The following is a 21,978-nucleotide window of genomic DNA, read 5'->3' on the forward strand; positions in this document are numbered from 1 at the left end:
GTGTGTACGTCTGGCCCCTCACGGCGACATGAGGGGCGCAATCACAGCGAATTACTTATGACTTACCACCCAGTCCTTTTTTCGCCAGTTCCTCTTTGAAGTTATCGCGGGTGATCAGCACCACATCGGTCACTTCGGTGAATTTCGGCGGTTCCGCCCCTTTGGTCACCCAGTTGTAGAGCATCTCGCTGGATTTATAGCCGTGTACGTCCGGGCTTGGCAGCAGAGAGCCGTAGAAACCGGTAGCCTGGGCTTTAGAGAGTTCGCTCACAGCGTCAACACCGTTGATACCAATACCGATAACGTCTGGTGCTTTGAAGCCCTGACCTTCTGTTGCACGCACACCACCGAGCACGGTGTTGTCGTTCATACCGACCACCAGCCAGTGTTTCACTTCAGGGTGCTGTACCAGCATGGAGTTAGCCGCGTCAAACGCACCCGGGATGTCGTTGGATTTGGTCGGTACTTTGTAGATTTGTTTTTCAGGGAAACCGGCCGCTTTCAGGGCATCCATTGAACCGCTGGTACGGCGGCGGGCAGTATCCAGCTCATCCGCGGTAATGGCCATCACGCCGGTTTCTTTCACGTCCCAGCCGCGTTTTTGCATCTCTTTATAAAGTTCCTGGCCCTGGCGTTCACCGATTTTGGTAGCTGCCATCATGACCAGCGGCACGGTGTCCATTGGTTTACCTTTAGCATTGACGAACTGGTCGTCAACGGCGATGACTTTCATGTCATAGCCACGTGCTTTTGCGGCAATCGCGGAACCGAGTTTTGGATCAGGCGTACAGATAACGAATCCTTTCGCACCGCTGGCCGCCAGGCTATCAATGGCATTCAGGGTCTTTTCACCGTCCGGCACGGCAATTTTAATCACGTCAAAACCTAAATCTTTCCCGGCTTTATCAGCGAATTTCCATTCGGTCTGGAACCAGGGTTCTTCAGGTTGTTTCACCAAAAAACCGAGTTTTAAATTTTCTGCGATAGCGGATTGTGACATAACAGCAGCCAGTCCAACGGCCGCCAGAGCTTTAGTAAATTTGTGCATGGTAAACTCCAGCTTTAGCATTCTTTTCTGTAGGGAATATTTGCGTGCTTCTTATTTAATCGGACTTAAAACAAGGCATTAGCGCTTACCTCGTCATAAGCGTTAGTGCTGGTGATAGTTTTAGCGGGAAATTAATCATCCATAAGAGAGCGCCATCACACCGCAGAATTACAGTAATTGCGTACATAAATTCAGCGGAAAATGACATAAAAACGGCAGATATTGTCGGACAAATGAAAGGCAGCTAAGCAGAATTATCCATAAGGTCAGCTAAGAAATCCCTGTAAGCCGGACGCCATAACGCCCGGCAGGAAAATTACCAGGTGTAATAGATGTGATCCGCGTGATCGCGCACGGGAATTTCGTCGCCCAGCAGACGTGCAGAAAGCGTCAGGGCGAAATCAAAGGCGTGTCCAAGCCCTTTGCCACTGATGAGGTTTTTGTCCTCCACCACCGGCGCATCGACAAATACGCCGTCGCTGACCTGTTGCCATAAATCACCGGAACAGACATAGCGACGCCCCTTCAGCAAGCCATTTGCGCCGAGTACCCGGGCAGCGGCAGAGCAGATTGGGCAGATAAACTTACCGCTTTCATCATGCGCCGCAACAAAACGCAGGACATCCCGGTTTGCCGCCAAATTTACGCTCCCCTGCGGTCCGCCGGGCAACACGACAGCGTCATACAGCGTATCGATACTTTCCAGCAACGTGCTGTCTGCCACCATGGGGATATTGTGGTAGCTCACCACGGCACGAGACTCCGCACAGGCGAGCGTTTCCACTTCAATATTCATACGAAGCAGAATATCAATCGTAATAATTGCTTCCGCTTCTTCAAACCCTGGTGCCAGCAGCACCGCAACCTTAGCCATTTTCACCTCGCCATTGAATAAAACATAAAACGATGTTTCATTTTTTCATAATGCACGAGAGCAAACTTACGATCGGATCACAGAAACAGGCATATAGAAGAAAAATGATCTGGCGCAATTTTTCCATCACATCATATATCACCCGAAAGATATATTGTTTTACCTGTGATTACACGGATACACATTACATCCATCTACCGGTTATTTAGTTATTGCAACAATCTATATGATAAATAATCAAAACGTTTAATTTCAATAAGTTAATAAATAAATGACTATGTACCCCCATTTAATTACTTAAAGTATATTAAAATTTGTAATGTAACGTAAAATAAACAGCCTTAAGAGTTTTCTTACTCCTCTGGCAAGGGTATGCTTATTTGTATCGAACACAGGACGTGAATATTCGAACACATTCAGTCAATGCAGAATATCTCTATTCTGCTCTCCATTATCGTGCGTTGATTACGTTGTGCGGTAAGCGTCAACGACCTGCCGAACCAGGTTAAGCAGCGGGCATTCGTGCCCACAGTAAATAAGGATATTAGTATGGCTACCCAAGCGATGATTCAGAAACTTAATGCCCAGATGAATCTGGAGTTTTACGCCTCTAATCTGCATTTGTATTTGAGCGACTGGTGTTCTGAGAACAGCCTTAACGGTACAGCCACCTTCTTTCGCTCGCAGGCGCAAAGTAATGTCACCCATATGATGCGTGTCTTTGATTTTATGAAGCATGTTGGGGCTAACCCTATCGTTAAAGCCATCGATACGATGGAAGACGATTACTCCTGCCTGGAAGATCTTTTCCAGAAAACGCTGGAGGAGTACGAACAGCGTTGCACCACACTAAACAGCCTGGCAGATGAAGCCAAAGCGCAGAAAGACAGCACCACGCTGCATTTTTTGCAGGATATGGGCAAAGAGCAACAGCAGGATGGCGTGTTGCTGAAAACCCTGGCGGCTGAGATCCATAATGCGAAACGTGCCGGATTGTGCCAGGAACAGACCGACCGCCATTTACTCGATATTGTGAATTACCAGCACCACTGATCCTGTAGCCTGCATCTTCTTCCCGATGCAGGCACCCTTCTTTATTATCAACCCTCTGCTTTTTCTGACATTTAACAAATCAGATCTCGCTCCCAATGAATATCCCTACATCATGTAATGATTTACATAATTTCATTATCTTTGACGAGGGAGCTTCATGATTACCATCGAGTTTATTGTCATTATCCTCTGCCTGCTTGCGGGAACGCGGTTCGGCGGCATGGGTCTTGGCCTGATAAGCGGTATCGGTCTGTTCGTTTTGTGTTTTGTCTTCGGCCTGCAACCGGGTAAACCCCCGGTTGACGTGATGTTGACGATCCTGGCCGTTATTGGCTGTGCGGCTACATTGCAGACGGCAGGCGGCCTGAATGTGATGATGCAATTCGCCGAGCGGCTGTTACGTAAGCACCCGCAGCACATCACCCTCCTTGCCCCCTTTACCACATGGATGTTGACGTTTTTATGCGGGACCGGGCATGTGGTTTACACCATGTTTCCCATCATTGCCGATATCGCGCTGAAAAAAGGCATTCGCCCTGAACGCCCCATGGCGGTGGCCTCTGTGGCCTCGCAAATGGCGATCACCGCGTCCCCGGTGTCCGTGGCGGTGGTTTCTCTGGTGTCGATTCTGGGTGCGCAACACGGAATTGGGCACGCCTGGGGGATCCTCGAAATCCTGGCGGTATCAGTTCCTGCGTCACTTTTTGGCGTGGCTATCGCGGCGCTCTGGAGCCTGCGGCGCGGCAAAAATTTGGCGGATGACGTGGAGTTTCAGGAGAGGATAAAAGACCCTAAACAGCGTGAGTTTATTTATGGCGGCACGGAAACCCTAATGAATCAGCGCTTCCCGAAACAGGCGTACTGGTCCACGTGGATCTTCTTCGCCGGGATTGCCGTGGTCGTGCTGCTGGGGGCGTTGCCAGAGCTGCGGCCAGCCTTCGACGTGAAAGGCAAAATGACAGCTCTTTCGATGAATCTGGTCATCCAGATGATGATGCTCATTGCCGGGGCAGTGATGTTAGTCGCCTGTAAGGTCAATGCTGCAACCATCTCAAACGGCGCCGTATTCAAAGCCGGGATGGTCGCGATTTTCTCGGTATTTGGCGTGGCGTGGATGAGCGATACCTTTTTCCAGGCGCACCTTGATGAGCTAAAAATGGCGCTTGAAGGCGTGGTGAAAAGTCATCCCTGGACGTATGCCATCGTACTGTTTCTGGTTTCTAAGCTGGTCAACAGTCAGGCTGCCGCGCTCACGGCGGTGGCGCCGATGGGGTTAATGCTAGGTATCGATCCTAAAATGCTGATCGCTTTCTTCCCGGCCTCTTACGGCTATTTTGTCCTGCCCACCTATCCAAGCGATCTGGCCTGTATCGGCTTTGACCGTTCAGGAACCACGCGCATTGGCCGGTTTATCCTTAACCACAGCTTTATACTGCCGGGGCTGATTGGTGTGAGTTGTGCGTGTGCGGCGAGTTATTTACTGGTGCAGACGTTCTTTTAAGAGCCTCTCCGGGCGACAGTTCTGTCGCCCGGAGACGTTTTTCAGAAAAGTGTTTCTAATTTCAAAACATCGGTTTATTTTAGTGAGACTCACCCTGCGGTGTGAATCGTAACTCGATTAGCGCAATGGCTTTCTGGATAGCACGGAGCGTAACCGGGTCTGCCGCAGCAGGATGGCTGGTGAAATCGATGGTTTTCAGTTGGCTGGACATTTTTTCGCGCACTTCAACCGGCGCAATCACATCCAGCACATCAAGGATTTGTTTGATAACCAACTGACATGCAACGACGTCAGACACCAGTTCCTGATCGGCGCTCAGGTTTTGAGACATAGGCTTTCTCCTTATTTAAAGGCAGCCATAGTAGCAAAACGTGGGCCCTTTCATCTCCCTCTCGTCGTTTACAGGCATAAAAAAACCTGCCGAAGCAGGTTTTTCCATCAGAACATAGCACCCGGTGGTACGTCTTTAAATGTGTTGCAGTAGTTAGCCCACATGCTTTTCAGGATTTTGCGCAGTTTCATTGTGATGCTCCGGTAATTTGTTATGCAGGTGTTATTGTCAATGCGCTTATAATATGACCACCGTCACAGAAATCAATATTTTTGTGACCTCCGTCACGATTATAAATCCACCAGTGCTACCAGTTTGTTAAGAAAAATCGCGGTAAATCCGTAAGTTACGCACCTATAAATTCCAGTAAATTTTTATAATTTTTTTTGATACGGCAGGAAGAAAATGAGTGAAAACATAACCGGCAAAGAGAGTCGGGGCTTGTCGCCTGCGGCGCTGTTGGTCGCCGGTGCTTTCTTTATGGAGTTTCTTGACGGTACGGTTATCGCCACGGCACTGCCGGACATGGCAAAAAGTTTCGACGTACAGGCGGTTGACCTTAATATTGGTATCAGTGCATATCTGATTACGCTTGCCGTGCTGATCCCCGCCAGCGGCTGGATTGCCGACCGCTTCGGCGCACGCAAGGTGTTCGCCCTTGCACTGGCCATCTTCACCCTGGCATCGGTATTTTGTGGCCTGTCGACGACGGTTGATCAGTTCGTTGCTATGCGTGTGCTTCAGGGGATGGGCGGCGCGCTGATGGTGCCTGTCGGCCGCCTGGCGGTTTTACGCACCACACCAAAACACCAACTTATTACCGCTATCGCCACGCTAACCTGGCCCGCACTGGTCGCCCCGATTATCGGCCCGCCGCTCGGCGGTTTTATTACCAGCTATGCAGACTGGCGCTGGATCTTTTTCATCAATGTCCCGTTGGGTATCGCCGCTATTATTCTGGCGCTGAAGATCATTCCCGACCTTCATGAAGATGCCCGTCGGCCCTTTGATTTACCGGGTTTTGTCGCCACAACGGTGGCCATGGTGAGCCTGGTGTACGCGATGGAATCCATGGGCGGGCAGCATATGCAGGAGGGGCTGACGCTGCTGCTGTTAGCCATCGGCTCCGCCGCTCTGATCTTCGCCCTGCGCCATTTCCAGCGCGTGCAGTGGCCGATGATCCGCCTGGATGCGATGCAGGTTCCGACCTTTCGGGTCACGATGTACGGTGGCTCGCTATTTCGTGCATCAATAAGTGCCGTGCCTTTCCTGTTGCCGCTGATGTTCCAGGTCGGCTTTGGCATGGATGCGTTTCATTCCGGTCTGCTGGTGCTGGCAGTATTTGTCGGGAATCTGACGATTAAACCCGCAACCACACCACTCATCCGCCGTTTAGGGTTTAAACGCCTGTTACTGATTAATGGCGCATTAAACGTGCTGGCGCTGCTGGCCTGTGCGTTTCTTACCCCGCACACGCCGGTCTGGCTGATTATGTTGATCCTCTATCTGGGCGGGGTGTTCCGCTCGATTCAGTTTACGGCCGTGAGCACGCTGGCTTTTGCCGATGTTCCGTCGGCCCAGATGAGCTATGCCAACACGCTGTTTTCCACCGCCACGCAGCTTGCCGTTGGGCTGGGCATTACGCTCGGGGCAATTGGTATTCGTATTGGCGAAAAGGTCAGTGATGCCATCGGGATGGCGGCGATACCCGGCATCAGCTTCCGGCTGGCGTTTGTAGTTATCGCGATTATTTGCCTGGTGGGGATGTTTGATACCTTACGCCTGACCAAAGATGCAGGCAGCGCAGTGTCGGTGAAGAAATAAAAAAGCCCGATATTGCTTATCGGGCCTGTGATACGCACTGTTTATCGGCCGGATCATCCGGCCGACACGGGATTAGCCAACAATCCCGCGAACAAAGGCTTCAATCTCTTTGTCCTGGCAGTTTTCGAAGAAGCACTGCTGGAAACGCTGGCCGGTTACGGCGGTTTTCACCAGCTCAGGATCGATAGCGCGCAGGGTATCCAGATAATTTTCTTTCACTACCGCCGCTTTCACCTGGTTCAGGATCCCGGCGTTACGCACCTGTGGCTCTTTACGCTCTGGTGGGTAGCCTTCACCTTTACGGCCAGTAAAGGCTTTTTCGAAGATGAAGCGCACGTTCAGTTCGGCACCCCAGCCAAAGCCTTTGGCAAATGGCAGTGCCAGCGCGTTACCGTTGTTGATCTGTGAAAACAGGAATGCGTCAGCCGGGTCAATGCAATACCCGCAGATAACGCCCGGGTGAATGTTCAGGGACATCAGCGCGCCCTGCCCTGTGCCGCAGCCGGTCACAACGAAATCCACGGCTTTGGAATTCAGCAGAATACTCGCCATAATCCCCAGGTGGATGTAGGTCAGATGATGATCGTTTTCATCACTCATCCCGACGTTATACACCGGGAAGCCTTTCTCATCGGCAACAGCGTTCAACTCGTTAAGGATGATGGCATTTTTACCCGCCTGGCTGTTTTCCATCATCAGTGCAATTTTCATCTTTACTCTCCTGAATGCGTTGCGGGGTAGCCCGCCGTGGATACCTGAAGACATCACCTTACTATCAAATAAACGCGCTTTCAAATTAAGTGAAAACTTGTTTTAAAAAACAGAATGGCGCTCACAAATTCGAGGTGATTCGGCGCGAAACATGCGCCTGTGGTAGGTGTGTTGTACTCCGTTGCAAAGAGAAAGGGCAGTTTGTCTGGCTATTCCTGGCATTGCGCCAGGCATCTGCGGTTAGGATAACGTATCTCCATCTATTCAGAGCGATATATGAAAAGAGTATTCGTTGCCGCTACGCTCCTGTTACTTGCGGGTTGTTCTGTCACCCGGAAGGCCGAAGTGAGTAACCTGGATGCACCAAACGGGATAGTCCGTCTCGACTACGGTCAGGCAATGCTCCAGAACGCCCATTACGATGACTACGTCACTAACGGCACCGCGGCAAAAGCCTGTCAAAGCATGGGTTATGCCACTGCCTCTGCCTACGGCCAGCCGATTAAAACCTGTACCCTGATCAGTGGTTCACTGTGCCTGAACGAAACCGTCACCATCCAGTACAAGTGCATGGGTTATGCCGTTAATCCAAATAGCGCTAATCCCTGGTATTAATCCTTACTGCCAGTGCTGACTGGCAGTATATTCAATTAAGAACAAAAACAATTCTCATTAATAAATATAAAAAGCGCCAATGCGTTTTATTCCCATTCGTATTTTTAATAAAAAGTTATTTATTTTACTTTTTGCAAATAATTAAATAACAAATTATAGTGGCGCTCATCGTGAACCAGAAATAATAAACCGGAGCTGCACCATGCTGAAAACTGAAATGATCGACAAGCTCAATGCTCAAATGAACCTTGAACTGTGCTCATCCCTGCTCTATCAACAGATGAGCGCTTGGTGCAGCTATCACAGCTTTGAAGGTGCGGCTGCGTTTCTGCGCCGTCATGCTCAGGAAGAGATGACGCACATGCAGCGTCTGTTTGATTATCTGACAGATACGGGCAGCCTGCCGCGCATTGCCACCGTTGAGTCACCGTTCGCGGAATACGCTTCGCTTGATGAACTGTTCCGCGCCACCTACGAACACGAGCAACTGATCACCCAGAAAATTAACGAACTGGCGCACGCAGCAATGACCAGCCAGGATTATCCGACCTTTAATTTCCTGCAATGGTATGTTGCCGAGCAACACGAAGAAGAGAAGCTGTTTAAATCCGTGCTGGATAAATTATCTCTGGCGGGTAAATCCGGTGAAGGTCTTTACTTTATCGATAAAGAGCTTTCAACTCTCGATACACAAAATTAAGATCATGCGGAGCTGAATATTCAGCTCCGCACTGTTTTAATGACGGCAAATTTTACTTTCGTGTGTTGAAAATCCTTCCGCAGCCGGAATAAACTTGCCACGCGCCGCCAGAAATGCCACCAGCTCACCCGCCGTCATATCTTCTGCTGAACAGGTATGAAAACGTTCTGCTTCGCCAAAACGCGCCTGAATAGCCGCAACCAGGCTTTGCTCTGTGTACTGTTCGCCAGACTCAATCATCATATTGAGCACTTCATGTCCGTGGATCGACATTTTTATCCCCTCTGAAAAGAAGTAAGCAGACTATACGCTCCAGGAGAAATGCGCCTTGCGCTGGCGCAGGTTTACATGCACCCCGCGCAGCTAGTACAACGCCAGTCATGTGGATTAACGGCCTGGTAAAAGTAACGATAATTTGCCGTTTCCAGCGGTACACCGGCATCGAAGAAGAGATCGGTCAGCCATTCGACGTTCTCGATGATCCAGTCATCTTCCGTTAGCCCCTGGGCAAAGGTTTCATCTTCCGGGTCAATAATGGAATAAATGGCCCAGGTGCCCATGTCTTTGTCCTGCCGGGACTCCGGCAGCGTCAGTGCTTTATCCTGCCAGCTGATAATCCAGTGTCCGTGACAGAGTAAATTACCGCCGCGACTCCAGGCTGCCGTGAATGGATTTGTCCCCGCCATTACCCCTCACTTTTTTTGATAATTTATCTTTACTGTTTAAGATACGCCTGATTTTCGCGCGATAACATTGCCCTTATGAAGTAGGCAAAACCCCAAAAAGGATCAGTGAGTTGCCCAGGTTTAAGCCCGCCGGGCAAAGCGTAAACTAATGATTACACCACTTGTAACGGTGATTTGACGAGATAGCGCTTTTCCCTTACTCTGCGCCGCAGATTTTGTCGCGATGTAAGTTCGTTGTAGAGGAAAGCGTGAAAAACAGAACCCTGGGAAGTATTTTTATCGTCGCTGGCACCACAATTGGCGCAGGAATGCTGGCCATGCCGCTGGCGGCGGCAGGTGTCGGATTCAGCGTAACGCTGATATTACTGTTCTGCCTGTGGGCATTGATGTGCTACACCGCGTTATTACTGCTGGAAGTGTATCAGCACGTTCCCGCTGATACTGGCCTGGGGTCACTTGCGGCACGCTACCTGGGGCGCTACGGCCAGTGGATAACCGGATTTAGCATGATGTTCCTGATGTATGCCCTGACTGCGGCCTACATCAGCGGTGCCGGGGAGCTTATCGCCTCCAGCGTCAATGACTGGTTCGGCACCGGCATCACACCAGCCACCGGGGCAATTTGCTTTGCCCTCATCGGCGGCGGCGTTGTTTGTGTGGGCACATCGCTGGTTGATCTGTTCAACCGTTTTCTGTTCAGCGCCAAAATTCTGTTTCTGATCGTAATGCTGGTTTTACTGGCACCGCATGTTCACAAGGTTAACCTGCTGACGCTGCCGCTGGAAAAAGGGCTGGCGCTTTCCGCTATTCCGGTGATTTTCACCTCGTTTGGTTTCCACGGCAGCGTGCCTAGTATCGTCAGCTATATGAATGGTGATATCCGCAAGCTGCGCCGCATCTTTATGATTGGTAGCGCAATTCCGCTGATTGCCTATATTTTCTGGCAGCTGGTGACGCTGGGCAGTATTGATTCTTCAACTTTTGTTGGCCTGATGGCCGAACATTCGGGTCTGAATGGTTTCCTGGTGGCGGTGCGTGACGTGGTGACCTCTTCACACGTTGAGCTGGCAGTGCATCTGTTTGCCGACCTGGCGCTGGCAACATCGTTCCTCGGCGTGGCGCTTGGCCTGTTTGACTACCTGGCCGATCTGTTCCAGCGTCGTAACACCGCTGCCGGGCGTATTCAGACAGGGGCAATCACCTTCCTGCCACCGCTGGCGTTTGCGCTGTTTTATCCGCGTGGTTTTGTGATGGCGCTGGGTTATGCCGGTGTGGCGTTATCCGTCCTTGCCCTGCTGCTGCCTTCCCTGCTGACATGGAAAAGCCGCCAGCAGCATCCGGAACAAGGCTACCGGGTTGCGGGTGGTAAACCGCTGCTGTGTATTGTGTTCGCCTGCGGTGTGGTGGTTATTCTGGTGCAGTTTTTGATTGCAGCAGGGCTGCTGCCGGTAGTGGGTTAAAAAAAAGGGGCTACCTGGTAGCCCCTTTTTTATCAGTGCAGACAGCAGCTTTTAAACTTCTTGCCGCTACCGCACGGACACGGATCGTTGCGCCCAACTTTCGCGCCATTTACGACCGGTTTTTGTGCGACAGGCTGCTGCGGATTCTCGACCCAGTAGTTGTACAAACGCAGCGCCGCAGGCTGGATACCCTCAATACTGGCGGTGTATTCTTCTTCGGTCAGTTCATCCAGCTTGTCGCTGTTCTCTTCGGTACCGTGCAGAGCAATCACATCCAGATCGGCTTTCAGCTCTTGCGGTAATGATGACCAGTCGGTCAGTGCCACACCGCGCATGTAGCCGTAGCACCACTCTTCAACCACCGTGTAGCTCTGACCATCCACATCGTTAAAACCAAACATCGGTTCAAACTGTTCCGGATATTCGCTCAGTCGCTCGGCAATATCGTTCATATGCTTAAAGCAAAGGTCGATAAAGCGGTTCATTTCGCGATCGTTTTTCCAGCGTGGGATATATTTTTCGCCACCCCAGACAGCCACCAGCCATGCATCGGGTTCAACCACAACAGGGCCAGAAAGGATTGCGGTGAGCATACCGTCCAGTTCAGACACGTCGATAACTGACGCATCTTCATGCCCGTAAGAGATTAATGTCTCTTCCAGCCACGCCATTTCGCCTTCATTTAATGGGCCTTCCGTCATCGCTGACACTCCTGATAAAAAAAGGAAAAGATCCTGGCATATATCGCACGCCATGCCTATCTGAAGTTTAGGTCTTTATTGGTGCAAAAAAGCACAAACCGTGACCATTGCACAACTTATGGGCATTCTTGTTAACGAGATGTGATCTCCGCTGTAATTTCATTGCGTCCCGCAAGGCGGCGTAAAACGGCACTCTATACTCAAACATGTCGCAGCCCGGTCAATGGGTTAACAATTCTGGCAACTATTTTGCTTGTTGTTTTGCGCGCGAATTTTGCGCAAGGAACCCTCGCCGTAATAAGCAGTATGTTGTCGTGTTTAGTGCATTTTGTTCTCGTTTTTGTTTTTGGATTGGCAACGCCGTCGGGCGTTCGGGCTTTAACCTCGTGCAAAAACCTCTTCGCTAAGGAACATAATAATGTCGCTGAAATTTATCAGAAGTCCTCTTTCTCTTGTGCTGGCAGGTTGTCTGGTGACCGCATTCTCCGCCCAGGCGGATATTGTTATTGGTGTCGCCGGGCCGTTCACTGGCCCTAATGCCACGTATGGCGATCAGTACTGGCATGGTGCCACACAGGCAGCAGAAGACATTAACGCCGCAGGAGGGATCAACGGTGAGAAAATTAAGCTGGTTCAGGGCGATGACGCCTGCGAGCCTAAACAGGCCGTTGCGGTTGCTAACCGATTAGTCGACCAGGATAAAGTCAAAGCCGTTATTGGCCATTTCTGCTCCTCCTCAACCATGCCCGCCTCAGAGGTGTATAGCGATGCGGGGATTATTGCCATCACCCCTGGTTCAACCAACCCGCTTATCACCGAACGCGGCATGAGCGATATGTTCCGCATGTGCGGACGCGATGACCAGCAGGGTCTGGTTGCCAGCGATTTCATCATCGATAAGCTGAAAGCCAAACGGGTCGTCATCATTCATGATAAAGATACCTACGGTCAGGGGCTGGCGGATGCCACCAAAGCCGCACTGGCGAAACGCGGTGTCCAGGACGTGATGTACGAAGGCTTATCGCGTGGTGAGAAAGACTTTAACGCCCTGGTCACCAAAATTGGCGCACAGAAACCAGACGTGGTGTTCTTCGGCGGCTGTCACCCGGAAGCCGGCCCGCTGGTGCGCCAGATGCGTGAGCAAGGTGTACAGGCCAAATTCTTCTCTGGCGACTGTATCGTCAATGAAGAGATGGTGACCGCCGCAGGTGGGCCGCAATACACCAACGGTATTTATATGACCTTCGGTAAAGATCCGCGTCTGATCCCGGATGGCAAAGCCGTTATCGAGAAATTCCGCGCAGGCAAATTTGAACCGGAAGGTTACACCCTTTACTCCTACGCCTCTGTACAGGCCATTGCTGCGGCATTCAAAGCAACCGGTGGTACGGATTCCGCCAAAGCCAGCGAATGGCTGAAAGCCAACCCGGTTGAAACCGTGATGGGTAAAAAAGCCTGGGATAGTAAAGGTGACCTGAAAGTGTCTGACTACGTTGTGTATCAGTGGGATGACAAAGGGAAATATAAGGAAGTGCAGTAACGGGATGGAGTCACGCTCAACGCCGGCAGGTCTTCTGCCGGCGCGAAATAAACATCAGGCTGCGCAGTTCACGCGGCCTTTATAAAGAGCGCGCTAAGATGAGTACATTCTTCCTGCAACAATTAATCAATGGCCTAACACTCGGTTCTGTCTATGGATTGATCGCCATTGGTTACACCATGGTTTATGGCATTATCGGCATGATTAACTTCGCTCATGGCGAAGTGTATATGATTTCTGCCTATCTCTGCGCCATCGGCCTGGCGCTGCTGTCGTTCTTCGGTTTGCAATCGTTCCCCCTGCTCATTCTCGGCACACTGGTCTTTACCATTGTGGTGACGGGCGTGTATGGCTGGACGATAGAGCGCATTGCGTATAAACCGCTACGCAACTCCACCCGTTTAGCACCGCTGATTTCCGCCATCGGGATGTCACTCATCCTGCAAAACTACGCGCAAATCAGTCAGGGGCCGCGTCAGCAAGGGGTTCCCACTATGCTTGATGGCGTGCTCCGTTTCCATCTGGGTGATGGTTTTGTCCAGATAACCTATACCAAAGTCTTTATTCTGGTCGCCTCGTTCCTGGGAATGTTGTTGCTGACCTGGATAATCGGCAATACCCGCTTAGGACGCATGTGCCGCGCGGTTCAGCAGGATCGCAAAATGGCTTCGATCCTCGGGATCAACACAGACAGGATCATTTCACTGGTCTTTGTGATTGGCGCGGCGATGGCAGGCCTTGCCGGGGTGTTGATCACCATGAACTACGGCACGTTTGATTTTTACGCCGGGTTCGTCATTGGTATTAAGGCTTTTACCGCAGCGGTACTTGGGGGAATAGGTTCATTACCAGGCGCCATGCTCGGCGGGTTGATCCTCGGCGTCGCCGAAGCGCAGTTCTCCGGGATGGTGAACTCGGATTATAAAGATGTGTTCTCGTTTGGATTACTGGTGGTTATCCTGATTTTCCGCCCACAGGGACTGCTTGGCCGCCCTGTCGTGGCTAAAGTGTGAGGGAGAATGACATGACATCACACGCTGTGTCGTCTGACGGTTTCTCACTGAAGCGCTGTATCCTGGATACGATTTTCTCAGGCATGGTTGCGCTCATCATTTTCGGCCCGATTGTGGGTGTTGTTCTGGATGGTTACAGCTTTAACTTTGCGGGGCCCCGGCTGGCGTGGATTGTCGCCATCGTCATGGTCGGGCGGTTTATGCTCAGCGCCTTTTTAGGTACTCATGCCGGGATGCATTTCTTGTCCCGTTTTGAAACGGATAACGCGGGCGTTTATGTTCGCCCGGCAGATTATAAAAGCCGGATGCGCTGGATTATCCCGCTGGTTATCGCGCTCGCCGTGTGCTTCCCCTTTGTCGCCACAAAATACGTGTTGACCGTTGCCATTCTGGGCCTGATTTATGTGTTGCTCGGTCTTGGGCTGAATATTGTGGTGGGTCTGGCGGGGTTGCTGGATTTGGGGTATGTCGCCTTTTATGCCATTGGCGCTTACGGCCTGGCGCTGGGGTATCAGTATCTTGGGCTGGGTTTCTGGTCCATGCTGCCGCTTGCCGCACTGATGGCCGCCGCCGCGGGTGCCTTGCTGGGCTTTCCGGTGCTGCGAATGCACGGGGATTACCTGGCGATTGTGACACTGGGGTTTGGAGAGATTATCCGCCTGATCCTCAATAACTGGCTGTCGTTCACCGGCGGTCCGAATGGTATCTCCGCCCCGCCGCCGACCTTTTTTGGCCTGGAATTTGGACGGCGCGCCAAAGAGGGAGGCGTCCCCTTCCATGAGTTTTTCCACCTGACCTATAACCCGAACCTGAAGTTTATCTTTATCTATGCAGTCCTCTTCCTGGTGGTGCTTCTGGTGCTGTACATCAAACATCGTCTGACACGGATGCCGATCGGCCGGGCATGGGAAGCGCTGCGCGAGGACGAGATTGCCTGCCGTTCAATGGGGCTAAATCATGTGCTGGTGAAGCTCTCGGCCTTTACTCTGGGTGCGTCCACCGCCGGGATTGCCGGGGTGTTCTTCGCGACTTATCAGGGTTTTGTGAATCCCACCTCGTTTACCTTTTTTGAGTCGGCGCTGATCCTCGCCATTGTGGTGCTGGGCGGTATGGGTTCGACCGTGGGCGTGGTGCTTGCCGCCTTTGTGCTTACCGTCACGCCGGAACTGTTGCGCAGCTTTGCGGAGTATCGCGTTCTGCTGTTTGGCATGTTGATGGTGGTCATGATGATCTGGCGACCGCGCGGCCTGATCCGCATTAACCGCAGCGGTTTTGCCGTGCGTAAGGGAGTCGCGCCATGAACGGAACGATCTTAAGCGTTGAACATCTGATGATGCATTTTGGCGGTATTAAGGCGTTAAACGATGTCAATCTGGAGGTACAACGCGGTTCGATAACCGCCCTGATTGGGCCGAACGGTGCGGGTAAAACCACGGTATTTAACTGCCTGACCGGGTTCTATAAGGCATCCGGCGGCAACATTATGTTCAACACCCGCAGTAAAACCACCAATGTGATTCAGGTGCTGGGGCAAAAATTTCAGCCAGGCGACTGGATAAACCCGACGCAGTTGGGGCAGCGTCTTTTTTACAAGATGTTCGGTGGAACGCATCTGGTGAACCGCGCCGGGCTTGCCCGCACCTTTCAAAATATTCGGCTATTTCGGGAGATGTCGGTAGTGGAAAACCTGCTGGTCGCGCAGCACATGCAGGTAAACCGTAATCTGATTGCCGGTGTGCTTAATACCCCTGCCTATCGCCGGGCGGAAAGTGCAGCCCTGGACCGGGCCTTTTACTGGCTGGAGGTGGTGGATCTGGTGGATTGCGCCAACCGGCTGGCGGGCGAGATGTCTTACGGGCAGCAGCGTCGGCTGGAAATTGCGCGCGCCATGTGCACCGGGCCAGAGATGATTTGCCTGGACGAACCTGCCGCCGGGTTGAACCCGGTTGAAACCCGCACGCTCAGTAAAATCATCCGTTTTCTGCGCGATCATCACCAGATAACGGTGCTGCTGATTGAACATGATATGGGGATGGTGATGGAGATTTCGGACGACATTATTGTGCTCGACCACGGTGATGTCATTGCTCAGGGAAAACCCGAGCAGATCCAGCACGATGAAAAAGTGATTGCCGCTTATCTGGGCACCGATGAGAGCGAGGTCAATATATGAGCGAGGCAATGCTGGAGTTTCGTGAAGTGGATGTGTTCTACGGCGTGATCCAGGCGTTAAAACAGGTTTCCTTGCAGGTTAACCCGGGGGAAACCGTGGCGCTGATTGGCGCGAACGGCGCGGGGAAATCCACTCTGCTGATGTCTATCTTCGGGCAGCCGCGCATCAGAAAGGGTCAAATCCTGTTTTGCGGGGATGATATCAGCCACCAGTCGACGCACTTCGTTGCCGCCGGCGGCATTGCACAGGCACCGGAAGGACGGCGTATTTTCCCGGATATGACGGTGGAAGAAAATCTGTTGATGGGGACTATCCCCATCGGCAATCAGTATGCCGCACAGGATATGCAAAGCATGTTTGATCTGTTCCCGCGTCTGAAGGAGCGCCGCAAACAGCGCGCGATGACCATGTCCGGCGGGGAGCAACAAATGCTGGCCATCGCCCGGGCGCTGATGAGCCGGCCCAAGCTACTGCTGCTGGATGAACCGAGCCTGGGGTTAGCCCCTATCGTGGTGAAACAGATCTTCCAGACCCTGCGCGAACTGGCCCGCAACGGGATGACCATTTTCCTGGTGGAGCAAAATGCGCATCACGCGCTGAAGCTCTCTGACCGGGGTTATGTGATGGTCAACGGGCAAATCAGACTGAGCGGCAGCGGTGAGGAGCTGCTGGGGAATCAGGAGGTAAGGAAGGCTTATTTGGGCGGGGCGTAGCGATGCCTTAACAGGTGATTTCTTGCTGGTGATACCCGGATTGAGTTAATAGCCCTTCGCAAATCATGCAATGGGCTATCTCTTCAGTGGTGATAAAATGCAGGGCAGTGAATCGTCTTATTGCAGTCAGCTACGACTATGCCCTTCACGGTTAAGCAATGTCTCAGGGAATAGCGAACTTGCCACGCCAATTAACAGATATTCCAGAAACGTTAATCTTATTGGGCCAAATTCAGGCCATATACCTGTATTATTTTTGTTCCATGCTTTACACCAGAACCAGATATCCTGCTTTAATTGTGGCCGTTCCGCTGGATATGAAACAAACAGGCTTTCCGCCCAATGCTGATATTTTAATGTGACATACCTTGCATCGTGGCCTGGTAGTACAGATGCACTCAGATCCCCAATATGGTACTGGTAGTTATCCCCCCAACGGGCGAATTTATCTTTAACGCGAGCCACATCCTTTATATTGGCAGACACAGGGTTACTGCGTCCTTTGGATTCAGCTTTACCAATATAGAGCGGGATGACATCATCATTTTGACGTGTAAACATCATATAGATAAGACCATCATACTGTTCACTGTTGTGTTCAATATCCTTCAGCAGAATATTTGTTTCAGCAATCACCCGCGCTTCCATCGATTCACTTCGCGAGAGAATGCTTCTGGATAACGTCTTCCCTACCTGCCGGACGCGCACGATAGACTCATGGTCCGTATCGAACAGAAGTGTGCTGTTTTCTGTTATTTTCTGGTTGTGGCAGAAGGCATCCCATAATGCTTTACGTCGTCCAGTTACCTGCGGTTCTGTCATCTTTTTTGTTACCCTTACAAGCCCCTCACTTTTCATCAGATGATATCATCGTTAGATCCAGCAATCCGATGCAAGGCATAATCAATAATGAAAGCCAGTCAAAGTAGCTACGGCGTTATTACCCTGAATGCGGTAGAACTTATCAGGCAGCGATTCACACCTGTCGAAGCATGGAGCCAGGCGGTCGCAGGAAAAGAGAAAGCTTGCCCTAAATCAGCATTCCTTGGGTTATGCCAGTTTGGCTGGGTGAAAGATGTTCCCGCCGGAGAATACCTTTCTACGCGGGCATTAGCCGGGCCGAATAAGGATTATACGATCCGGGCAGCCCAGCTTTTGCTTGCAGAACCAGATGCAGATTATACCCCTCAGGCTTTGTGGACACTGAGCATAGCTGACTGTAGCCAGTTGCCAGCCAACCACAATCAGCAAATGAATGTCGTGCTTGCTCTCAAAGAGGCGGGATTGCTTATCGAGGGGACCGTGCCTTAGCAGGCGCGTACATGACATGAATTTCAGATACAAAAAAACCACCTTTCGGTGGTTTAACGACACTGCTTATCATTGATTTTATTCTTTATTTCCCATGGTAGCCGGAGTGGGACTTGAACCCACACAGCGCGAACGCCGAGGGATTTTAAATCCCTTGTGTCTACCGATTCCACCATCCGGCCAGGGAAGAAAGTGGAGGCGCGTTCCGGAGTCGAACCGGACTAGACGGATTTGCAATCCGCTACATAACCGCTTTGCTAACGCGCCTTAAATCTTTTGTCTTTCGACTCACACCCGCAATTGCCGATGTGTTTAATCTGGAGCGGGAAACGAGACTCGAACTCGCGACCCCGACCTTGGCAAGGTCGTGCTCTACCAACTGAGCTATTCCCGCATGTCACCAGGTAATTATCTAATCACTTGATTTCATTATCGTCCGGCTAGCTGTGCCGCCGTTCGATGCGTTGCATTCTACTTATATGACGTTTTGAGTCAACGTTATTTTTTGCATCCCTGGATCGTTTGCTGAAATTTACGGCGAAACGATCACTGTTCAAGCAAATCCCCGCGCGCAGCGTTCAAATATTGCAACATTGACCACAATGTCAGAACCGCAGCGACCCACAGCAAACCAATACCCGCCCACTCAACCCAGGCGTTAGGACGCCACAGCATCCAGACCAGCGCTGCCATTTGCGCCGTTGTTTTAACTTTACCGATCCACGACACAGCCACGCTGCTGCGTTTGCCCAGCTCCGCCATCCACTCGCGCAGCGCAGAGATAATAATCTCACGACCAATCATTGTCGCCGCAGGCAGTGTCACCCACCAGGTGTGATAGTGTTCGGCCACCAGCACCATGGCGATAGCCACCATGACTTTATCAGCAACCGGATCAAGGAATGCGCCAAAACGGGTGCTTTGGTTCCAGCGGCGGGCCAGATAACCATCGAACCAGTCAGTTACGGCAGCAACAAGGAAAATCAGTGCACACGCGAAAGGCGCCCAGACAACCGGCAGGTAAAACGCCAATACAAAGAACGGGATGAGCACGACGCGAAAGAGAGTGAGCAACGTAGGGATATTAAATCGCATAATGACGGTAACTGTCTGTTGTCAGTAAAATTTAGCTCTATGTTGCTACAGAGCCCTCAATGTTTCAACGAGTAGTAGATCTTTTCTGCCAGTGCTTGCGAAATACCCGGCACTTTTGCAATTTCCTCAACGCTCGCATTGAGTAATCCTTGCAATCCACCCATATACTTCAACAGCATCTGGCGACGTTTTGGACCCACGCCATCAATGGTTTCAAGTGTACTGGTGTTCTTCACTTTTGCCCGTTTTTTACGGTGTCCGCCGATCGCATGATCGTGGGACTCATCACGAATGTGCTGAATCACGTGCAGCGCAGGAGAATCCGGCGGCAAACTGAACCCCTCACCCTCAGGCTCGAAAAACAATGTTTCCAGCCCCGCTTTACGATCCGCCCCTTTTGCGACACCTAACAGCAACGGGTGCGTTTTGTCCCAGGTCACGTCCAGCGATTCAAACACGGATTTCGCCTGACCAAGCTGCCCTTTGCCGCCGTCAATCAGGATAACATCCGGGATCTTGCTCTCTTCTATCGCTTTGCCATAACGACGACGCAGCACCTGATTCATGGCCGCGTAATCATCGCCTGGCGTGATGCCGGTGATGTTATAGCGCCGATACTCCGCGCGCAGCGGGCCGTTGGCATCAAACACCACACAGGATGCCACCGTCTGTTCACCCATCGTATGGCTGATGTCAAAACACTCCATACGCTTCACTTCAGGTAATTTCAGGAGCGTTGCCAGGGCGGTCAAACGCTGGCTGACTGTCGACTGCTGCGAAAGCCTGGTGGTCAATGCCGTGGCGGCATTGGTTCGCGCCAGCTTGAGATAACGCGCACGATCGCCGCGCGGTTTGGTCTGGACATTGACGCGCCGCCCGGCCAGCTCAGAAAGTGAATCGGCCAGCAGGGTTTTATCATCAAGATTGAAATCGAGCAGGATCTCAGAAGGCAGCGTGCGCATCTGGCTGCCCTGGAGGTAGAACTGGCCCACAAAGGTTTCAACAACCTCGCCAAGCTCCGTACCACCAGGCACTTTCGGGAAATAGCTGCGGCTACCGAGCACTTTGCCCTGGCGAATAAACAGCACATGGACGCAGGCCAGCCCGGCATCAAAGGCAACGCCGATCACATCAAGATCGTCACCTGTATTAGAAACAAACTGCTTCTCGGTCACCCTGCGCACGGCCTGGATCTGATCGCGAATACGCGCAGCTTCTTCAAACTCCAGCGCGCTGCTGGCTTTTTCCATACGGGCAATCAGCTGCGTCAGCACCTGATCGTCTTTTCCGGCTAAAAACAGGCGCACATACTCCACCTGCTGAGCATACTCTTCTTCCGTCACCAGGCCGGCAACGCATGGTCCCAGGCAGCGCCCAATCTGGTATTGCAGACAGGGACGTGAGCGGTTGCGATAAACGCTGTTCTCGCATTGACGAACCGGGAAGATTTTTTGCAGCAGCGCCAGGGTTTCACGCACGGCGTACCCGTTAGGGAACGGGCCAAAATATTCACCCTTCGCATGTTTTGCGCCACGGTGCATTGCCAGGCGTGGATGGGTATCACCGCTGAGAAAAATAAAAGGGTATGACTTGTCATCACGCAACAACACGTTGTAGCGCGGCTGGTAAAGCTTGATGTAGTTATGTTCGAGCAGCAGCGCTTCTGTCTCAGTGTGGGTCACGGTGACATCAATGCTGTTGATAAGCGCGACCAGTGCTTCGGTCTTACGGGAGGCTAGATTGCTGCGAAAATAGCTGGAGAGACGCTTTTTGAGATCTTTCGCCTTCCCTACATAGATAACCGTACCGCCAGCGTCATACATCCGATAAACGCCTGGCTGGCTGGTAACGGTTTTCAGAAATGCTTTTGAATCGAACACATCGCTCACTGGCTGGTTAAGGTTTCTGCATTACACAGACCATGGCGAATCGCCAGGTGAGTCAGTTCGACATCGCCGTGAATGTTCAGTTTACTGAACATACGATAGCGGTAGCTGTTCACCGTTTTCGGGCTGAGATTCAGTTGTTCTGAAATCTCATTCACTTTCTGGCCTTTGGTGATCATCAGCATAATCTGCAATTCGCGCTCAGACAAACAGGCGAATGGCGATTCTGTTTTGTCGGGTTCAATCTGGCTCAACGCCATTTGTTGAGCGATGTCCGACGCGATATAGCGCTGACCGGCAAACACTGAACGGATAGCATTGACGACTTCCTGCGGGGCAGCACCTTTGCTGAGATACCCGGCAGCACCCGCCTGCATCACTTTGGCGGGCAGCGGGTTTTCAGTGTGCACTGTCAGCATGATGACTTTTGTATCAATAAAGGTACGGGCGATTTTACGCGTGGCTTCCAGCCCACCAATACCGGGCATGTTCATATCCATCAACACGACGTCCGCCGAGTTAGTGCGACACCATTTAACAGCATCTTCACCACAGCAGGCTTCACCGGCAACTTTGATACCTTTTATATCTTCAAGAATGCGTCGTATCCCTGCGCGCACCAGTTCGTGGTCATCAACAAGAAGGACGTTGATCAAAGGAAATGTCTCCAGAATAGGGATAACGCAACTGACTGCTAATTTGGTTTATATTAACGGTTTTCCTCACAAGATTAAAACGTTAAA

The 21,978-nt window shown here is 51.5% G+C and carries 24 protein-coding genes and 3 tRNA genes; 12 read left to right on the plus strand and 15 right to left on the minus strand.

Annotated elements, in window-relative coordinates; all coding sequences use genetic code 11:
• Nucleotides 1-55: 55 nt before the first annotated feature.
• Nucleotides 56-1,048: an arabinose ABC transporter substrate-binding protein AraF gene (gene araF / locus ACT9TW_RS19675; protein ID WP_182061539.1), complete on the minus strand. Its 993-nt coding sequence runs from the start codon at nt 1,046-1,048 to the stop codon at nt 56-58.
• Between the two features lie 316 nt (nt 1,049-1,364).
• Complete coding sequence (locus tag ACT9TW_RS19680) at nt 1,365-1,922, minus strand: DJ-1/PfpI family protein (RefSeq protein WP_446493452.1); 558 nt, start codon at nt 1,920-1,922, stop codon at nt 1,365-1,367.
• 549 nt (nt 1,923-2,471) lie between these two features.
• Between ACT9TW_RS19680 and ACT9TW_RS19685 the strand changes: the two genes are divergently transcribed.
• Nucleotides 2,472-2,975, plus strand: a complete 504-nt coding sequence (locus tag ACT9TW_RS19685) for a non-heme ferritin-like protein (RefSeq protein WP_446493453.1) — start codon at nt 2,472-2,474, stop codon at nt 2,973-2,975.
• Between the two features lie 157 nt (nt 2,976-3,132).
• Nucleotides 3,133-4,476 carry an anaerobic C4-dicarboxylate transporter gene (locus tag ACT9TW_RS19690; protein WP_446493454.1) on the plus strand — a complete coding sequence of 448 codons (1,344 nt, stop codon included), beginning with the start codon at nt 3,133-3,135 and terminating at the stop codon, nt 4,474-4,476.
• A 79-nt stretch (nt 4,477-4,555) separates the two neighbouring features.
• Here the strand turns inward: ACT9TW_RS19690 and ACT9TW_RS19695 are convergent, their stop codons facing one another.
• The gene (locus ACT9TW_RS19695) at nt 4,556-4,807 is read right to left on the minus strand and encodes a DUF2766 family protein (protein WP_014070732.1); all 252 of its coding nucleotides are present in this window, start codon (nt 4,805-4,807) and stop codon (nt 4,556-4,558) included.
• A 107-nt stretch (nt 4,808-4,914) separates the two neighbouring features.
• A complete protein-coding gene (gene azuC / locus ACT9TW_RS19700) occupies nt 4,915-4,998 on the minus strand; it encodes a stress response protein AzuC (protein WP_014832437.1) in 84 nt (27 codons plus the stop codon).
• 214 nt (nt 4,999-5,212) lie between these two features.
• Between azuC and ACT9TW_RS19705 the strand changes: the two genes are divergently transcribed.
• Nucleotides 5,213-6,631: an MFS transporter gene (locus ACT9TW_RS19705; protein ID WP_446493455.1), complete on the plus strand. Its 1,419-nt coding sequence runs from the start codon at nt 5,213-5,215 to the stop codon at nt 6,629-6,631.
• Nucleotides 6,632-6,703: 72 nt separating this feature from the next.
• Here the strand turns inward: ACT9TW_RS19705 and ACT9TW_RS19710 are convergent, their stop codons facing one another.
• Complete coding sequence (locus ACT9TW_RS19710; protein ID WP_446493456.1) at nt 6,704-7,342, minus strand: RpiB/LacA/LacB family sugar-phosphate isomerase; 639 nt, start codon at nt 7,340-7,342, stop codon at nt 6,704-6,706.
• Between the two features lie 276 nt (nt 7,343-7,618).
• Here ACT9TW_RS19710 and yecR point away from each other — a divergent pair, with 276 nt between their 5' ends.
• Nucleotides 7,619-7,957 (plus strand): YecR family lipoprotein, encoded by a 339-nt coding sequence (gene yecR / locus ACT9TW_RS19715; RefSeq protein WP_166715907.1) that lies wholly within the window; start codon nt 7,619-7,621, stop codon nt 7,955-7,957.
• A gap of 202 nt (nt 7,958-8,159) precedes the next feature.
• Nucleotides 8,160-8,657 (plus strand): non-heme ferritin, encoded by a 498-nt coding sequence (ftnA, locus tag ACT9TW_RS19720; RefSeq protein ID WP_182061546.1) that lies wholly within the window; start codon nt 8,160-8,162, stop codon nt 8,655-8,657.
• A gap of 36 nt (nt 8,658-8,693) precedes the next feature.
• Here ftnA and ACT9TW_RS19725 read toward each other — a convergent pair whose 3' ends face one another.
• Nucleotides 8,694-8,930, minus strand: a complete 237-nt coding sequence (locus ACT9TW_RS19725) for a YecH family metal-binding protein (RefSeq protein WP_446493457.1) — start codon at nt 8,928-8,930, stop codon at nt 8,694-8,696.
• Nucleotides 8,931-9,001: 71 nt separating this feature from the next.
• A complete protein-coding gene (locus ACT9TW_RS19730; RefSeq protein ID WP_182061548.1) occupies nt 9,002-9,343 on the minus strand; it encodes a hypothetical protein in 342 nt (113 codons plus the stop codon).
• 248 nt (nt 9,344-9,591) lie between these two features.
• On the opposite strand from ACT9TW_RS19730, the gene tyrP reads away from it, so the two are divergent.
• A complete protein-coding gene (tyrP, locus tag ACT9TW_RS19735) occupies nt 9,592-10,803 on the plus strand; it encodes a tyrosine transporter TyrP (protein ID WP_446493458.1) in 1,212 nt (403 codons plus the stop codon).
• A 32-nt stretch (nt 10,804-10,835) separates the two neighbouring features.
• Here tyrP and ACT9TW_RS19740 read toward each other — a convergent pair whose 3' ends face one another.
• Nucleotides 10,836-11,504: a YecA/YgfB family protein gene (locus ACT9TW_RS19740; RefSeq protein WP_446493459.1), complete on the minus strand. Its 669-nt coding sequence runs from the start codon at nt 11,502-11,504 to the stop codon at nt 10,836-10,838.
• A gap of 418 nt (nt 11,505-11,922) precedes the next feature.
• Here ACT9TW_RS19740 and ACT9TW_RS19745 point away from each other — a divergent pair, with 418 nt between their 5' ends.
• From ACT9TW_RS19745 to ACT9TW_RS19765, 5 genes are all read left to right on the plus strand, one after another.
• On the plus strand, nt 11,923-13,044 hold the full coding sequence (locus tag ACT9TW_RS19745) for a branched-chain amino acid ABC transporter substrate-binding protein (RefSeq protein WP_182061551.1): 1,122 nt from the start codon (nt 11,923-11,925) through the stop codon (nt 13,042-13,044).
• 98 nt (nt 13,045-13,142) lie between these two features.
• Entirely contained in the window at nt 13,143-14,057 is a 915-nt protein-coding gene (locus ACT9TW_RS19750; protein WP_182061552.1) for an ABC transporter permease subunit, read from the plus strand.
• A gap of 11 nt (nt 14,058-14,068) precedes the next feature.
• Nucleotides 14,069-15,358, plus strand: a complete 1,290-nt coding sequence (livM, locus tag ACT9TW_RS19755) for a high-affinity branched-chain amino acid ABC transporter permease LivM (RefSeq protein WP_446493460.1) — start codon at nt 14,069-14,071, stop codon at nt 15,356-15,358.
• The gene (locus tag ACT9TW_RS19760) at nt 15,355-16,230 is read left to right on the plus strand and encodes an ATP-binding cassette domain-containing protein (protein WP_182061554.1); all 876 of its coding nucleotides are present in this window, start codon (nt 15,355-15,357) and stop codon (nt 16,228-16,230) included. The genes livM and ACT9TW_RS19760 overlap by 4 nt, the downstream gene beginning before the upstream one ends.
• Complete coding sequence (locus ACT9TW_RS19765; RefSeq protein ID WP_182061555.1) at nt 16,227-16,943, plus strand: ABC transporter ATP-binding protein; 717 nt, start codon at nt 16,227-16,229, stop codon at nt 16,941-16,943. The genes ACT9TW_RS19760 and ACT9TW_RS19765 overlap by 4 nt, the downstream gene beginning before the upstream one ends.
• A 126-nt stretch (nt 16,944-17,069) precedes the next feature.
• Here ACT9TW_RS19765 and ACT9TW_RS19770 read toward each other — a convergent pair whose 3' ends face one another.
• Nucleotides 17,070-17,765, minus strand: a complete 696-nt coding sequence (locus tag ACT9TW_RS19770; RefSeq protein ID WP_182061556.1) for a hypothetical protein — start codon at nt 17,763-17,765, stop codon at nt 17,070-17,072.
• Between the two features lie 87 nt (nt 17,766-17,852).
• On the opposite strand from ACT9TW_RS19770, the gene ACT9TW_RS19775 reads away from it, so the two are divergent.
• On the plus strand, nt 17,853-18,254 hold the full coding sequence (locus ACT9TW_RS19775) for a DUF6979 family protein (RefSeq protein WP_182061557.1): 402 nt from the start codon (nt 17,853-17,855) through the stop codon (nt 18,252-18,254).
• Nucleotides 18,255-18,349: 95 nt separating this feature from the next.
• On the opposite strand, the gene ACT9TW_RS19780 is transcribed toward ACT9TW_RS19775, so the two are convergent.
• The 6 genes from ACT9TW_RS19780 to uvrY all read right to left on the minus strand — a co-directional run bounded on the left by ACT9TW_RS19780 (nt 18,350) and on the right by uvrY (nt 21,891).
• A tRNA-Leu gene (locus tag ACT9TW_RS19780) sits at nt 18,350-18,436 on the minus strand.
• Between the two features lie 11 nt (nt 18,437-18,447).
• Nucleotides 18,448-18,521 (minus strand) — tRNA-Cys (locus tag ACT9TW_RS19785).
• A gap of 51 nt (nt 18,522-18,572) precedes the next feature.
• Nucleotides 18,573-18,648 (minus strand) — tRNA-Gly (locus tag ACT9TW_RS19790).
• A gap of 152 nt (nt 18,649-18,800) precedes the next feature.
• The gene (pgsA, locus tag ACT9TW_RS19795; RefSeq protein WP_006176115.1) at nt 18,801-19,349 is read right to left on the minus strand and encodes a CDP-diacylglycerol--glycerol-3-phosphate 3-phosphatidyltransferase; all 549 of its coding nucleotides are present in this window, start codon (nt 19,347-19,349) and stop codon (nt 18,801-18,803) included.
• A 56-nt stretch (nt 19,350-19,405) separates the two neighbouring features.
• The gene (gene uvrC / locus ACT9TW_RS19800) at nt 19,406-21,238 is read right to left on the minus strand and encodes an excinuclease ABC subunit UvrC (protein ID WP_446493461.1); all 1,833 of its coding nucleotides are present in this window, start codon (nt 21,236-21,238) and stop codon (nt 19,406-19,408) included.
• On the minus strand, nt 21,235-21,891 hold the full coding sequence (uvrY, locus tag ACT9TW_RS19805) for a UvrY/SirA/GacA family response regulator transcription factor (RefSeq protein ID WP_182061559.1): 657 nt from the start codon (nt 21,889-21,891) through the stop codon (nt 21,235-21,237). Before uvrY ends, uvrC begins: the two co-directional genes overlap by 4 nt.
• Nucleotides 21,892-21,978 lie beyond the last annotated feature (87 nt).

The sequence above is a fragment of the Enterobacter sp. C4G1 genome, from assembly GCF_052886895.1.